At 65.8% G+C, this 13,335-nt stretch carries 13 protein-coding genes; 4 read left to right on the forward strand and 9 right to left on the reverse strand.

Annotated features, from left to right (window positions below; genetic code table 11):
* Positions 1-2 precede the first annotated feature (2 nt).
* The 3 genes from ABIC76_RS02080 to ABIC76_RS02090 form a co-directional block, all read right to left on the reverse strand.
* Positions 3-1,700: an AMP-binding protein gene (locus ABIC76_RS02080; protein WP_354532803.1), complete on the reverse strand. Its 1,698-nt coding sequence runs from the start codon at positions 1,698-1,700 to the stop codon at positions 3-5.
* 161 nt (positions 1,701-1,861) lie between these two features.
* On the reverse strand, positions 1,862-2,383 hold the full coding sequence (locus ABIC76_RS02085) for a hypothetical protein (RefSeq protein ID WP_354532804.1): 522 nt from the start codon (positions 2,381-2,383) through the stop codon (positions 1,862-1,864).
* Positions 2,384-2,526: 143 nt separating this feature from the next.
* Positions 2,527-3,411, reverse strand: a complete 885-nt coding sequence (locus ABIC76_RS02090) for a LysR substrate-binding domain-containing protein (RefSeq protein ID WP_354532805.1) — start codon at positions 3,409-3,411, stop codon at positions 2,527-2,529.
* 131 nt (positions 3,412-3,542) lie between these two features.
* Between ABIC76_RS02090 and ABIC76_RS02095 the strand changes: the two genes are divergently transcribed.
* The gene (locus ABIC76_RS02095; protein WP_354532806.1) at positions 3,543-4,301 is read left to right on the forward strand and encodes a sulfite exporter TauE/SafE family protein; all 759 of its coding nucleotides are present in this window, start codon (positions 3,543-3,545) and stop codon (positions 4,299-4,301) included.
* Between the two features lie 17 nt (positions 4,302-4,318).
* Positions 4,319-4,597, forward strand: coding sequence for a hypothetical protein (locus tag ABIC76_RS02100; RefSeq protein ID WP_354532807.1), 279 nt, complete (start codon positions 4,319-4,321; stop codon positions 4,595-4,597).
* Positions 4,598-4,847: 250 nt separating this feature from the next.
* Here the strand turns inward: ABIC76_RS02100 and ABIC76_RS02105 are convergent, their stop codons facing one another.
* The 4 genes from ABIC76_RS02105 to ABIC76_RS02120 form a co-directional block, all read right to left on the reverse strand.
* On the reverse strand, positions 4,848-5,354 hold the full coding sequence (locus tag ABIC76_RS02105) for a redoxin domain-containing protein (RefSeq protein ID WP_354532808.1): 507 nt from the start codon (positions 5,352-5,354) through the stop codon (positions 4,848-4,850).
* Entirely contained in the window at positions 5,351-6,604 is a 1,254-nt protein-coding gene (locus tag ABIC76_RS02110) for a sialidase family protein (RefSeq protein WP_354532809.1), read from the reverse strand. The genes ABIC76_RS02105 and ABIC76_RS02110 overlap by 4 nt, the downstream gene beginning before the upstream one ends.
* Positions 6,604-8,922 carry a TonB-dependent receptor gene (locus tag ABIC76_RS02115; RefSeq protein ID WP_354532810.1) on the reverse strand — a complete coding sequence of 773 codons (2,319 nt, stop codon included), beginning with the start codon at positions 8,920-8,922 and terminating at the stop codon, positions 6,604-6,606. The genes ABIC76_RS02110 and ABIC76_RS02115 overlap by 1 nt, the downstream gene beginning before the upstream one ends.
* A gap of 82 nt (positions 8,923-9,004) precedes the next feature.
* Positions 9,005-9,406: a DUF2946 domain-containing protein gene (locus tag ABIC76_RS02120; RefSeq protein ID WP_354532811.1), complete on the reverse strand. Its 402-nt coding sequence runs from the start codon at positions 9,404-9,406 to the stop codon at positions 9,005-9,007.
* A 199-nt stretch (positions 9,407-9,605) separates the two neighbouring features.
* Here ABIC76_RS02120 and ABIC76_RS02125 point away from each other — a divergent pair, with 199 nt between their 5' ends.
* Positions 9,606-10,787: an ATP-binding protein gene (locus ABIC76_RS02125; protein WP_027679186.1), complete on the forward strand. Its 1,182-nt coding sequence runs from the start codon at positions 9,606-9,608 to the stop codon at positions 10,785-10,787.
* Between the two features lie 88 nt (positions 10,788-10,875).
* Positions 10,876-11,910 carry a TraB/GumN family protein gene (locus ABIC76_RS02130; protein ID WP_354532812.1) on the forward strand — a complete coding sequence of 345 codons (1,035 nt, stop codon included), beginning with the start codon at positions 10,876-10,878 and terminating at the stop codon, positions 11,908-11,910.
* Positions 11,911-11,934: 24 nt separating this feature from the next.
* Here ABIC76_RS02130 and ABIC76_RS02135 read toward each other — a convergent pair whose 3' ends face one another.
* Positions 11,935-12,243 carry a DUF1272 domain-containing protein gene (locus ABIC76_RS02135; protein ID WP_206273578.1) on the reverse strand — a complete coding sequence of 103 codons (309 nt, stop codon included), beginning with the start codon at positions 12,241-12,243 and terminating at the stop codon, positions 11,935-11,937.
* 21 nt (positions 12,244-12,264) lie between these two features.
* A complete protein-coding gene (locus tag ABIC76_RS02140; protein ID WP_354532813.1) occupies positions 12,265-13,218 on the reverse strand; it encodes a sugar-binding transcriptional regulator in 954 nt (317 codons plus the stop codon).
* Positions 13,219-13,335: the final 117 nt, after the last annotated feature.

Genomic DNA, 13,335 nt, shown 5'->3' on the forward strand with positions numbered 1-13,335 from the left:
TATCAGTCGGTCGGGAAATCCTCTTCCCAATATTCCAGCAGGTTGCGTACGCCAGCGGTGTTCTCGCTGCGCGCGGCTTCTCGCATGCGCAGTTCGACGCGCCGGATCTTGCCCGAGATGGTTTTGGGCAGGTCGGCAAATTCGATACGGCGCACGCGCTTGTATGAAGCCAATCGGCTGCGGCAAAAGCGGAGGATGTCGCGCGCCAGTTCCGGCCCGGCTTCATGCCCCGCGCGCAGCACCAGGAAGGCTTTCGGCACGGCCAGGCGCAGCGGGTCGGGGCTCGGCACAACGGCGGCTTCGGCGATGGCCGGGTGTTCGATCAGCACGCTTTCCAGCTCGAACGGGCTGACCCGGTAATCCGATGCCTTGAACACGTCATCGGCGCGGCCGACGTAGGTCAGGTAGCCGCTGGCATCGCGCGCCGCAATGTCGGAGGTGTGATACACGCCGCCGCGCATCGCTTCGGCGGTTTTGTCGGCGTTGCCGGCGTAGCCTTCCATCAGGCCGGTCGGCCGTGCATTCAATTCGATGCAGATCTCCCCCTCTTCCGCCTCGTGGCCGTCGGGGTCGCGCAGCGTGATGCGGTAGCCCGGCAGCGGGCGCCCCATCGAGCCCGGCTTGACGGGCTGCCCCGGGCTGTTGCCGATCTGGCAGGTGGTTTCGGTCTGGCCATAGCCGTCGCGGATGGTGATGCCCCACGCGGCGCGCACCCGTTCGATCACCTCCGGGTTGAGCGGCTCGCCGGCGCCCACGAGTTCGCGCAGCGCGGGCTTCCACGCGGCCAGGTCTTCCTGGATCAACATGCGCCACACCGTGGGCGGCGCGCATAGTGTCGTCACCTTGGCCCGGCAGAGCACGTCGAGCGCCGCCTTGGGTTCGAAGCGCGCGTAGTTGTAGATGAAGACGGTGGCGCCGGCATTCCACGGCGCGAAGAAGCAGCTCCACGCGTGCTTGGCCCAGCCGGGCGAGCTGATATTCCAGTGCACATCGCCCGGGCGCAGGCCGATCCAGTACAGCGTGGACAGATGCCCGACCGGATAGCTCGCCTGCGTATGCATCACGAGTTTGGGTTTGGACGTGGTGCCGGACGTGAAATACAGCAGCAGCGGATCGCTCGCCTGCGTGGGCGCATCCGGCGTGAATTCGGCCGGGGCATCGTAGGCGTCTTCAAAGCGGTGCCAGCCCGCCGGCGCCTTGTCCGTGCCGACCGCGATGCGCGTGAAGGTGCCCGATACCGCGTCGAGCTTGGCGCAATCCGTCGCGCCCACCACGACGTGGCTCACCTCGCCCATGGCAATGCGTTCGCGCAGGTCTTCGGCGGTGAGCAGCGTCGTGGCCGGGATGATCACCGCGCCGATCTTGATGCTGGCGAGCATCACGTCCCAGAGGCCGGGCACGTTGCCGAGCATGAGCAGGATGCGGTCACCGCGCTGGACGCCCAGTGCCCGCAAATGGTTGGCCACGCGCGCCGAGCGCTCGGCCATCTGCGCGAACGACAGGCGCGTCTCGTTGCCCTGATCGTCGACGACCCAGAGGGCGATGGCGTCGTTGCCGCGCGCCATGGTGTCGAAATAATCGAGCGCCCAATTGAAGCGGTCCAGCTCGGGCCACGCAAAATCGCGCACGGCGGTGTCGTAATCCTCACGGTGCGCGAGCAGAAAGTCGCGGCACCGCAGGAAGGCATCCAGCGATGTCATGCCTGTCTCCTGAGGTTCGGAGCGTGGGATGCGCGCTCCAACAGCACGCCTCGTCCGGGCGCTACAGTCCGGGCGCTACAGAAACGCACCTGCAACCGACATCGCCACTTATAGGAGGAATTTCTTCGCCAGACCAGCCCGGATTGTCCCGAGCCATGCACTCATTGCGAGCGCGGCGGAAAGCGCAACGAGCGGCCCCCGCCCAGGCTCAGCCACGCCCAGGCCGTTGCGGCTATCACCACGCCCAGCACGACGATCCATTGCGCGCTGACGAGCATCAGCTCGATCGTGCCGGCCATGTCCGGCAAAATCTGCGGCCACGCGGGGGCAAGCCAGCCGTCGGCGTCGAACCATGCGCCGCGTCCGGCACCCGTGGCAAGTTCCACCGCCAGCAGCGCCGCGTTGATGGCCGCGAATGCCATGCCGCTGTGTGCGAGCAATCGGCTGAACACCGGCAGCTCATACAGCGGCTTCATATATTGGATGTGCCGCGTGAGCGACCACGCGCACACGATCAGCAGCGCAACGCTGATGGCCACCATGGGCGCCGGGCTGCGCAGGCACACGCCCAGCGCGATCCACGCCAGCGCATTGATCTCGTGGCGCCGATAGATGCGCAGCGCACGCGCCGCGTGCAGCAGGCCGATCGGCGGAACACCTGGGGGAACACCGGCAGACGCCATGATGTGCTCCATGAGCGGAGGGTTGGTGCGGCGCCGCACGTCAGTGGCTGGACGGCCCGCAACTGCTTGCAGTGTACCGACGCGTTTTCAGCCGTGCGAGTTCAAACAGCATCTCTCCGCCAAATGACGGACACGCACCCCGCTCAGGCCTCGCGCAAATGCTCGATCAGCTGGCGTGCGAAGACGGGCAAGTCGTCGAAATGGCGCACGCAGATCCGCAGAAGGCGCGTCGCCCAGGCGTCGGTCAGGCGCACACGGCGGATGCCCATGGAGCGCTGCAGCCGGATCGCCGCATGCTCGGGAATCACCCCCACGCCAACGTTGCGTTCCACCATGCGGCAGACGGCATCGAAGCTGCGCAACCGCACGCGGTATTTGAGCCGATGGCCGGCGCGGGCCGCGTGCCCCGCCAGATAGGCCTGCAATGCGTTGTCGCCGGTCAGGCCGACAAAATCTTCCTGCAAGGTTTCAACGAAGGCCACCTCGCGGCGCTCGGCCAGCGGATGGTCGCGGGCGGTCACCAGCACGAGGCGGTCGTGGCGGAACGGAAAGGTCTCCAGCCCCGACAAGTCGACCGCGTCGTTGACGATCCCGATGTCGGCGCGCCCCTGCGCAATCGCTTCGACAATCTCGTGGCTCACCAGCTCTTCCAGGTCGATGTCCACTTCCGGATGCGCGGCCAGAAAAGCGCTGAGCGTTTCCGGCAGGAACTCCGTCATGGCGGCCGTGTTGGAAAGCAGCCGCACGTAGCCCTTCAAGCCACGCGCGTATTCGCCCAGCTCACCGCGCATGCGGTCCATCTGTTGGAGCACGACGCGGGCGTGGTGGACGAGCGTGCGGCCGGCCGCGGTCGTTTCCACGCCGCGCCGGTTGCGTGTGAGCAGCGGCACGCCCAGTGTGTCTTCCATCCCGCGGATGCGCGCGCTGGCCGACGCCAATGTCAGATGCGCGCGCTCGGCGCCCGCAGTGATGCTGCCGGCTTCAGCGGTGTGGAGAAAGAGTCGGAGGTCTGTGAGGTCAAAGCGCACGATGCGTCTCAAAATTGGCGTCAGCCTCAGTCCTACGCTGAGGCTAGGTCAATGTATCGCACATTGCGGCGGGGTCGCCAGTGTCCGAAACTGAGGCACCTAAAAACAGAACACCTCAGACATCGCCCCCAATGGAATCCGCCACGCCGCTGCTTTTTGGCGCGGGCCTGCTCGCCGGCATGATGAATGCGCTGGCGGGCGGCGGCTCGTTTGTCACCCTGCCCGCGCTCATGTTCGCGGGTGTGCCGTCGGTCTTTGCCAATGCGTCGAGCACGGTCGCGCTGCTGCCGGGCGCGGCCACGTCGGCCTGGGCGTATCGCGCGGACTATCGCGGCTTCGGGCATGTCTCGATGCGCGCCATGGTCGCGATCAGCCTGGTGGGCGGACTGCTCGGCGCGCTGCTGCTGATGAACACGTCGTCTCGCGCGTTCGATTTCATCGTGCCGTGGCTGCTGCTGATTGGCTCGCTGGCGTTCACCTTCGGCAAGCAGGCCGGGGCGTGGCTGCGCCGGCGCGTGCAGATCGGCCGCACCACGCTGCTGATCGCGCAAGGCGCGCTGGCCATCTATGGCGGCTACTTTGGCGGCGCGGTCGGGATCATGATGATGGCCGTCTGGGCCCTCTTCGGCCACGACGACATCAAAGCACTGAACGCATCACGCACACTGCTGGTGGGCGCGACCAACCTCGTGGCGGTGCTCTGTTTTGCGCTGGCAAACATGGTGTGGTGGCCGCAGACGCTGGTCATGCTGGTGGCCGCGGCGCTGGGCGGTTATCTCGGCGCGCATGTTGGCAAGCGTTTGCCGGTGCCGGTGGTACGGGCGTTGATTTCCACTTTCGGTTTTTCGATGACGGCGCTGCTGTTCTGGCGCGCCTGGTCGCACGCTTGAGCATGAGGAGAACCGCCATGTCGCACATGCAGCCTCATCCGACACGCCGCACGCCCCCGCCGCGGGCCCATCGCGATCCGCTGCCCTACCGTGTCACGCGCAGTGCCTGGCACGCCCACATTGCCGAGACCCCATCTGCCGAATCGGAAATAGCGGGGGCGCAAGCGGTGTTCTACATCGCGCGCGGTCTTGCGGTCTTACTGGCCGCCGTGGCCGTCGGCCTGGGAGCCGCTTCCAACGACGCGGAACGCCCATCCACGGCATACCCCTCTTCTTCGCACGCGACAGCGCGCTGAGAGCGCGTTATCATCCGCCCCCGCCACCGCACAGTCCCGGGCAGTACAGATTCAGTATCGACCGGGCAAAGAAAAAGCCCGCGGGCCGGGGGGCGAGCGGGCTTAACATCTTCAGCCTTTGACGACGAAAGATGGTCGGGTGTGCTTTGTGAACGAGCAATGCGCCGGAATTCACAAAGCGAGGCCATTATAAAAAGTGCACGCCCCCCGCCATACCCCAACAACGAGGGGGGTCCGTGTCGTTTTCTGATTAATCCCTGAGCGCTGTTTCCAATAGTTGGGGCGTCAGCAAGCCGCTCGATGCATGACGTTTGCCGTCCGGGCGCAGGATGATCGTGCGCGGCATCTCGCCCTGCCAGCCGGGGTCGAGCGCGGCACGCAGTCGTTCCGGCATGTCTTCGGCATTGGCGTATTGCGGCACGCGGGCAATGTCGATTTTCCCGTCGCGGGCCAGCGGCGCCAGGGCGCGGTTCAGCATCTCGGCCTGCTCGGGGCCGTCCATCGACACCATCACCACATCGACGTTCTTCTTGGCGGTGCGCCGCCATTGCGCGATGCGGGCAATGTTCTCGCGGCAGTAGCTGCAATCCAATGACCAGATTTCGACGATGAGCGGGCGCGCCTGTGGCGTCTGCAGCAGTGCCGGCACATCGCGCGCATGCAGCGGCTGAAATTGCAGGGCGCCCGCGGCCTGCGCTGCAAAAGCGGCTGCGGCCAGCGCCACGCCCGTCGCAAACGATTTCCATCGCCCCTTCATTTCGATGCCTCCAATGATGGATTGGACGGGCTGACATTGCCGATATCGATCAGCCGGTAGCCCTCGGCCTGCGTGCGCCACGACAGGTAGACATGGCCGTCGCGCGTGAGCAGTTGCGGGTGGTCGCTGCCGCCATTGGTGCTTGCCGCGCTGGCGGGCGCTGTCCAGTGTGCGCCACCGTCCGTGGATTTGCGCAGCAGGATCTGCATGCGGTCGTCGGCAAATTGCTTCCAGACCAGCCACAGCGCGCCGTCCGCGGCGAGCAATGCGGGGTGCGATGCCTGCGCGCCGGCTTGTGGCGAACCGGCAAAACCCCAAGCGTCGCCGATCGGCTTGCCGTTGGCCGAGAGCCGGCTGTAGAACAGGCCCGGCTTGTCCTGTAGCACAGAGAACCACGCCATGTGCCGCACGCCATCGGCCGTCACGGCCAACGCGGGGCCATGGTGCGGACACGCATCGACGCGCCACTCCGAGAACGTCGCGCGCGTGACGGCAAGCGGCGCATTACCAATCGGTAATGTTGCCAACGCGTGATCGCGAATCTGCCCGGCAAACACGTTGCGCCACAGGGCGAGCATGTGGCCGTCGGCATCAGGCGCGAGCGCAATGCGGCAGCATTCGCAGGTCTGGTCGATGATCTTGCGCTCGGGCGCAAAGGTGGCGCCGCGGTCGGTCGAAACGGTGTAGTACACCGCCGCGCCGTCATACGGCTGCTTGGCTGCCTGCGCGCGCAACAGGTCGCGCTTGTCGATCCACGTGACGAAGATGCGGCCGGCGCTGTCGACGGCAATCGAATCGAAGCGGTGCGTGATTGGCTGGCGATCGTGGTGGACGGTGACTGGCGCGCTCCACGTCTTGCCGCCGTCGAGCGAGCGCGAGAAACGCACGAAGCCCGTGTACGGCGCATCGAGCGGGCGCGACCAGCTCACATACAGCGCACCGTCCGGGCTGGCGATGACCTTCGGGCGGTTCTCGCCGTCGGTATAGATCGGCTCGGGTTGCGGGTTCACGCGCTGCGGCGCGGACAGCGTCTTGCCGAGATCGTCGGACGAAGCGACCACCACGTGCTGCCCTTCCGCCCACGTCACCCACAGCCGCCCTGCCTTGTCGAACGCGGCCGTCGTGGCGAGCTGCGGTTTGGCGGCAGCCTTGCCTGCCATGGCGCCGTGGTCATGGCCTTCATGCGCGGCCGCCACCGTGGCCGCCAAGGCCAGCAGCGCACCGGCAAGGAATCGAGGAATCGACTGCATTACAGGCGCCATTTCAGTTGTCCATAGAAGGTGCGCGACGGATACGGGTGGTACACGAAATACCGCCGGTCGGTCAGGTTGTCGACACCCAGCGCCAGCGTGACGTGCTTGTCGATACGGTAGCTGGCCTTGAGGTCCACGGTGAAGAAGCTGCTGGTGCCGCCGTAGACATTCGGCAGCACATCGGTGTTGTCGAGCGTGCCGTATTGGCGGCCGGAGTAACGCACACCCGCGCCGACCGTCCAGTCGGGCGTGGCATGCCAACTCGCAAAGAGATTGGCGCGCACACGCGGCATGCGCGGCCAGGTCTTGTCGACGTAGGTCGGGTTGGCGGCGTCGGCCAGCGTCTTCGATTGCGTGAAGGCGACGTTGGCTTCGACGTCCACGCCACGCAGGCCCGCGCCCTGCAAAACGTCCTGTCCCGAGTACGCCAGTTCGATGCCGCGCGTGCGCACGCGATCGACGTTCTGCACATTCGTCACGTTGGGCGTGACGGTAATGTTGGTCTGCGTGTAGATACTGTCGCGCACGTCGCTCTGGAACAGGCTGGTCCGCAGCACACCGTAGGGCACGGCCTGCTCGACGGTGAAGTCGAAATCATTGGCGCGCTCAGGCTTGAGATTCGGGTCGTTGTTGACGATCGTGTTGCCGCTGATCGTGCCCTGGAACAGCTCCGCCACCGTCGGAAAGCGCACTGCACGGCCGTACGACAAGCGCAGCAGCGTGTCTTGCGTGGCCTGCCATTGAATGGCCGCCTTGGGCGAAAACGCGTCTTCGGTGCGGCTGGCGTAGCCCAACGTGCTCGTGCCGTTGCCGAGCTGGCCGTTGTAGGCGCGCCAGCTTTCGTAGCGCAGGCCCAGCGTGGCGAGCCAGCGCGGCGCAAACGCCCACGCGTCCTGCAGGAACACGGCCTGCGTTTGCGTGTCGCCTTGGTAACTGGACTTCAACGTGGATAGCGTTTCCGCCGACCAGTTCGTTGCGTTGAAGGTCTGGTTGCGCAGGTGGTATTGGTCGTAGTAGTAACCAGTCGTGAAGGTATGGCCGGACACCGTGGGCGACGTCGCCTTGATGTCGAAGTTGGACCAGCCGGTGCCGTCGCCGTAGAACACCGTGCCGGGTCCATTGCCGGCCGCCGTGTTCGACGCGCGCAGGATGTCGCGCGAAACGTTGTAGGCCGACGCATTGGTGTCGATCTTCCAGCCGCCGATCTTGCCCTTCACGCCCAGGCCGTAGAGCCAGTTTTCCTGGTCGCCGTTTTGCGGGGCGAAGGTGTTCGGGGCGATCGTGTACGGCGTGCCGTTGATGAGCACATTGCCGCCCGTGACGGTGTTGCCGGCCGCATCGCGCAGGAAGCTGAGCGCCTGGTCGTTGAAATGGTTTTCCCAATGGCCCAGCGTGAGCGATGCTTCCAGGCTGTCGCTGAACACGTAGCCGAATCGCAGCGTCTCTTGCAGCTGCTGCGTGCGCTCAAGCATCTGGGGGCCGAGAATCACGCGCGGCTGGCCGTTGGGGCCAAGATCCTGCCGCGCACCCGTGACCGGCACGGGCGTGCCGCCCGCAGTGAACCTCGAGTTGGGCGTGGCGTATTGCATCGGCTGGCTGTCGTTCTCCAGCCGGTCGACCGACAGCGCATACCAGAACTTGCCGATTCGGTCGCCCAGCGACGCACTCTCGTGGTTGCCGGTGACGTTGCGCGAAAAGCCGTAGGCATCGTTGTAGTGCTGGCTCATGATCTGCGTCTGCGCCGCGGCCTCGAATTTTTCGGGACGGCGCAACGTCATCGCAATGGTCGTGCCCATCGAGTTGCCCGGCAGCAGCGCAGAGAACGGCCCATACAGAATATCGACGCGCGCCAGGTCGTCCGGCCCGACCATCGACCAGCGCGGCGGGAAGCTGTAGCTTGACCCAAGCAGGTTCGAAAGCAGGATGCCGTCGGCATACAGCAGGCCGCGTGCGCTTTGAATCTCGTTGAAATCGCGGCCGGCGAAGATGGAGTTGCGGTCGCCAATGAAGCGGCGGCGCACCATCACGTTGGGCTGATATTTGACGGCGTCTTCGGTGGTGACGACGTTGCGGTCGGCGAGCTGTTCGGCCGTGACGCTCTGCACGACCGCCGGCGTATTGCGGGCGAATGGCGCAGGGTTGGCGTTGGCCCGCACCACGGTGGGCGCGAGTTCCTGTGTGACAGGCAGGGGCACGGAGGCCGCATCGTCGGCGGCAAAAGCAGACAACGGTGCCGCTGCGCTCAGCGCGAGCGCAGCACGGCACACCAGCGTGCGCTTAGGGGCAGCGGCCCCGGTGCGCTTGTGGAATGACATCGGAAAGGTCTCCGGATTGCGATGGCGTCGGCCCAAGCGGGGCCGAACGCAAAGGCGCCACGGCGTTACGTCCGCAGGCGCGTCAGATCGACAACGACGGAGATACGGGAGGCGCGCGCGACTCGGCCACGCGCAACGCACTGCGCGCGTACACGGGTGCCGGGGTGGCCGGCTGCCGCACGCGATAGACGAAATGGGCGGAAGGAACATCCAGCGCCGGAACCGAGGCCAGCGCCAGCCCGGCAGCAAACCCCGGGCAATACAGACAGTGCGCCACGCTGTGGTGGGCGCCCGAACCGTCGGCGGAGCCATCGCCTTGCAGTTCGATGGCCACCTGCACGGTGCTGCCATGCGGGGCCGTTGCGCTACACAGCTCGACGTCGAGCGTGCCCGTGGCCGCCGCGCGTGCGGAGGCGAGCACCGGCGACAGTACGTTCAGTACGATCGCAAGCCAGACGAGGAAGAGCCAGCGGCGATGGAGCATGGATAGGCAACGTCAGAATGTGTGGAGTATAGCGCTGCACACAGTTCCCCGAATTGCCTGCGGCACAGTGCCGCGCAATTGCAAATCTCGGCGGAGCTGACTGCAATCCCGCTGGCAATTCAGGCGGAATTAGCCTTAATTATTGAATCGACTATAATTTATACCGATTTCCATAATCGAGTCTAAAACAGGGCTTTCCATGGATTCAGACACTGATACCGGCCGCTTCAACTTCCACCGCCAGGACCTTGCCAACACGCTGTGCGACAGCCTGGAAGGCAAGGGCCTGGCCGATGCGCGCTCCGGCCTGTTCCTGGCGGCGCCCCGGCGCACCGGCAAAAGCACGTTCCTGCGCGAAGACCTGGTGCCGGAGGTCGAGCGCCGCAAGTGGATCGCCATCTACGTGGACTTATGGGCCGACCGCGCCCGCGACCCCGGCCTGCTGATCGCCGACGCCATCAAATCGAAGCTGGCCCAGTTCGACGGCCCGATCGCGAAGCTCGCCAAGCAGGCCGGCATGGAGAAGGTCGACGTGTTGCGTACGTTCACGTTCAACCTCGGCAAGATCGGGCTCCCGCCGGGCATCACCCTGGCCGACGCGCTCGATGTGCTCTACAAGGCGGTGCAGCGGCCCGTCGTGCTGATCATCGACGAGGCGCAGCACGCGCTGTCCACCGAGGCCGGCACCAACGCCATGTTCGCGCTCAAGGCCGCGCGCGACCAGATGAACCAGGGCGTGGTCGAACCGCGCCTCTTCCTCGTCTTTACAGGGTCGAACCGCGACAAGCTCGCCAACCTCCTGCTCAATCGCACGCAGCCGTTTTTCGGCTCGCGCGTGACCAACTTCCCGCTGCTGGGGCGGCCCTATGTGTCGGCGTACACGGCGTGGGTCAACCAGCACCTGGCGCCGAACAACCAGTTCAAGGAAGACGACATGTTTGCCGCCTTCCAACTGGTCGGGCACCGACCGGAGATGCTCAAGGGCATCGTCAGCGAGATCGCCCTGGAGCTGGGTGAAGCCGCCAGCCTGGGCGAGCTGCTCAAGCGCGGCGCGCAGGGTTTTCGGGACCGCATCTGGGGCGAGATCGAAAGCGATTACAGCGCGCTGACGGAAATCCAGCGCGCCGTGCTGGCGGTGCTGATCGAACGCGGGCAAGGCTATTCGCCGTTTTCGGAAGAGTCGATGAAGGCGTATGCGGCCAAGCTGGGTCACAGCGAGTTTTCTACCGCCACGGTGCAGGCCGCGCTGGACGCCCTGCGCGACAAGAACCTGATCTGGAAGGAATCCCGCGGCGCCTACGCCCTGGAAGACGAAAGCCTGGCGCTGTGGTTTCGTGAGACGCGTGGCGCGCATGCCGTGCCACCGAAGCTGAGCGAATAGCGCGGCTGGGGGGATCATCCCGCGGCACGCAATGGCTTGCGCCCGCTACACTGGACAGACGACACAACAATATTCGGGGAGCAGCCAAATGGCACGCAATCACACCACGTGGCGCGCGCTCGCGGCCGCGTTTTTCCTATTGGCGGGCGCCGGCACGGCTGTCGCGCAAGACGCCACGCCGGCACAGGCACCGGCACCGGCATCGGCATCGGCTCCGAACTGTCCGCCACCCGCCTCCAGCTTCATCCCCAAGGACGGCTGGGCCGCCGCCGCCCAACGCGCGACCGATCACGGCCTGCTCTGGCGCATCGAAAAGAATGGTCACACCTCGTGGCTTTACGGCACGATCCACGTTGCGCGGGCCGACTGGATGCTGCCCGGCCCCACCGTGCGCAGCGCGCTTCAGCAAGTCGACAGCATCGCGCTCGAACTCGACCTGCTCGACAAGGACGCCGACCGCAAGCCGCTGACCGCACACAACAGCGCAGAAGACCGCCGGCTCCTGACCGGCCGTCGCGGCGAACGCTTCAACAAACTGCTGTCCGCGGCGTGCCTGCCCGACACGGCCCTCACACAGATCCGCAAGTTCCAGCCGACCATGCAACTGGCCTCGCTGGCGGTGCTGGGGGTGCGCACGGACGGACTCTATCCGGATTTCGGCATCGACCTGTTTCTCACCACCTACGCCAAGAGCGTGCACCTGCCGATCGTGCCGCTCGAAACGCTGGCGCAGCAGGTGCGCGTGCTCAACGAGATCGTGCCGAAGAACGAGGTTGCGCAGCAGTTCGATACCGTGCTCGACGCGATTGAATCCGGCGAGGCGCGCACGCAGACGCTCACGCTCGCCAATGCCTGGGCCGACAGCGACCTCAGCACGCTCGAGCACTACCCGCAGTGGTGCGATTGCCTGAAGACGGCGTCGGACAAACGCGCCTTCCAGCGCCTGGTGACGAACCGCAACCGCGCCATGGCTGAGAACATTGCGCGCGTGCACAACAGCGGCCAGCGCATATTTGGCGCCGTGGGGGCGCTGCACATGATCGGGCCGAAAGGGATTCCGGCGCTGCTGGCGGCACGCGGGTACAAGGTCACACCGGTGTTGCCGGCACCCGAGCCGCGTTAGGCCGCGCGCGTTTTCGCAGTCCGGTCAGCGCTTTTCCGGCGGCGTCGATCCAACGGCCGCCGCCAGTTCGGCATGCGCGGCCAAGTCCGCCCGGCGATGCTTGACCGTCGTACTGGCCGGATACTTGCCCAGGAAGTTGCCGTTCTTCCAATCCTTCGACGGGCGGATCGGCCGCGCCGTAAAACCGCCGCCGCAGTTCGGGCAGACATTGCCGAACACGCCGTCCGCACACGTCGCACAGAACGTGCATTCGAATGAACAGATGCGCGCGTGGGTCGCGTCGGGCGGCAGTGCGGTGTTGCAGTGTTCGCAGGTCGGGCGGAGTTCGAGCATCGCGTCCTCGGTGTGGTGGGTTCAGTCCAATGCAGCCAGGATGCGTTGCGCGCAGGCTTCGTCGGTCACCAGACCGGTCAGCCAGCCGCCTCGCAACGCCGCCCCAATCGCGCCCGCCTTCGCTACGCTGCCGGCAACGGCGATGACGGGGCGAGACGGCATCGGCTTGAGCGGCAAGCTGGTAATGCGGCTCTGCAACGGCACATCGAGCAAGCGGCCCTGGGCATCGATCGGTCGGCCGATCAGCTCGCCCGCCGCGCCATGGGCGAGCAGATCGTCCACATCCTTCGCGCTGATGAAGCCGTCGACCTGCAATGGGCAACCCGGCCCGATCGTGCCGACCCCGATGAAGGTGACATCCGCCTGCGCCGCCAGATCGGCCACCACGCCGTAGAGCCGGTGGTGACACCACTGGCGCGTGTCTTCGGCGCTGTCGGCAACGAGCGGCGCGGGCAGCAGGTAGTAGCGGCTGCGGGTTTTTTCCGCGGCGGCGAGTGCAACGTCGTAGCGGTTGGACGACCCATCCGCCGCAATCGCCCCGACCATCGAGACGATGCGGTGCTGCGGCCGGTCGAGGTCGGGCAGTTGGTCGATCGCGGCGCGTAGCGTGCGGCCTGAGCCGACATTCACCACGCGCGGCGCGTCGGCCAGCAGATGGCGTTCCATGATTTCCGCAGCGGCCACGGCAATCATGCGCTGGGCGGCGTCGGCGTCGTCGGCATGGGTGGGCACCACGTGGCAGGTCTCCAGCCGGAAACGGCTGCGCAGGCTCTCGGCCAACTCCAGACACGTCGACACCGGGTGCGTCACGCGCACCTTCACCAGCCCGTGCTCCACCGCATAGGCGACCAGCCGCTGGGCGATCTGGCGCGATACGCCCAACTGCTCGGCGATGTCGTGTTGCGTGTGGTTGCCCACGTAGTAAAGCCACGCGGCACGCGCGGCCTGGTCTCGCTTCTCTTGCTGCTTGGACACGCAGCGCCTCCTCTAGTACCTCGGCGATATGGGATGCATCGTAGCGTGCTTTTGCCCTTTCAACGAGCATTTGCTTGACAACCGCAACATCGCATCCGATTATTTGCTCACAACACG

It is taken from the genome of Ralstonia sp. 1138 (assembly GCF_040544795.1).
Taxonomy (GTDB): domain Bacteria; phylum Pseudomonadota; class Gammaproteobacteria; order Burkholderiales; family Burkholderiaceae; genus Ralstonia; species Ralstonia flatus.

Coding starts and splice junctions, on each gene's coding strand:
- ABIC76_RS02080 (WP_354532803.1), bottom strand. CDS start 1,700: ATGACATCGCTGGATGCCTTCCTGCGGTGCCGCGACTTTCTGCTCGCG.
- ABIC76_RS02085 (WP_354532804.1), bottom strand. CDS start 2,383: ATGGCGTCTGCCGGTGTTCCCCCAGGTGTTCCGCCGATCGGCCTGCTG.
- ABIC76_RS02095 (WP_354532806.1), top strand. CDS start 3,543: ATGGAATCCGCCACGCCGCTGCTTTTTGGCGCGGGCCTGCTCGCCGGC.
- ABIC76_RS02100 (WP_354532807.1), top strand. CDS start 4,319: ATGTCGCACATGCAGCCTCATCCGACACGCCGCACGCCCCCGCCGCGG.
- ABIC76_RS02105 (WP_354532808.1), bottom strand. CDS start 5,354: ATGAAGGGGCGATGGAAATCGTTTGCGACGGGCGTGGCGCTGGCCGCA.
- ABIC76_RS02110 (WP_354532809.1), bottom strand. CDS start 6,604: ATGCAGTCGATTCCTCGATTCCTTGCCGGTGCGCTGCTGGCCTTGGCG.
- ABIC76_RS02115 (WP_354532810.1), bottom strand. CDS start 8,922: ATGTCATTCCACAAGCGCACCGGGGCCGCTGCCCCTAAGCGCACGCTG.
- ABIC76_RS02120 (WP_354532811.1), bottom strand. CDS start 9,406: ATGCTCCATCGCCGCTGGCTCTTCCTCGTCTGGCTTGCGATCGTACTG.
- ABIC76_RS02125 (WP_027679186.1), top strand. CDS start 9,606: ATGGATTCAGACACTGATACCGGCCGCTTCAACTTCCACCGCCAGGAC.
- ABIC76_RS02130 (WP_354532812.1), top strand. CDS start 10,876: ATGGCACGCAATCACACCACGTGGCGCGCGCTCGCGGCCGCGTTTTTC.
- ABIC76_RS02135 (WP_206273578.1), bottom strand. CDS start 12,243: ATGCTCGAACTCCGCCCGACCTGCGAACACTGCAACACCGCACTGCCG.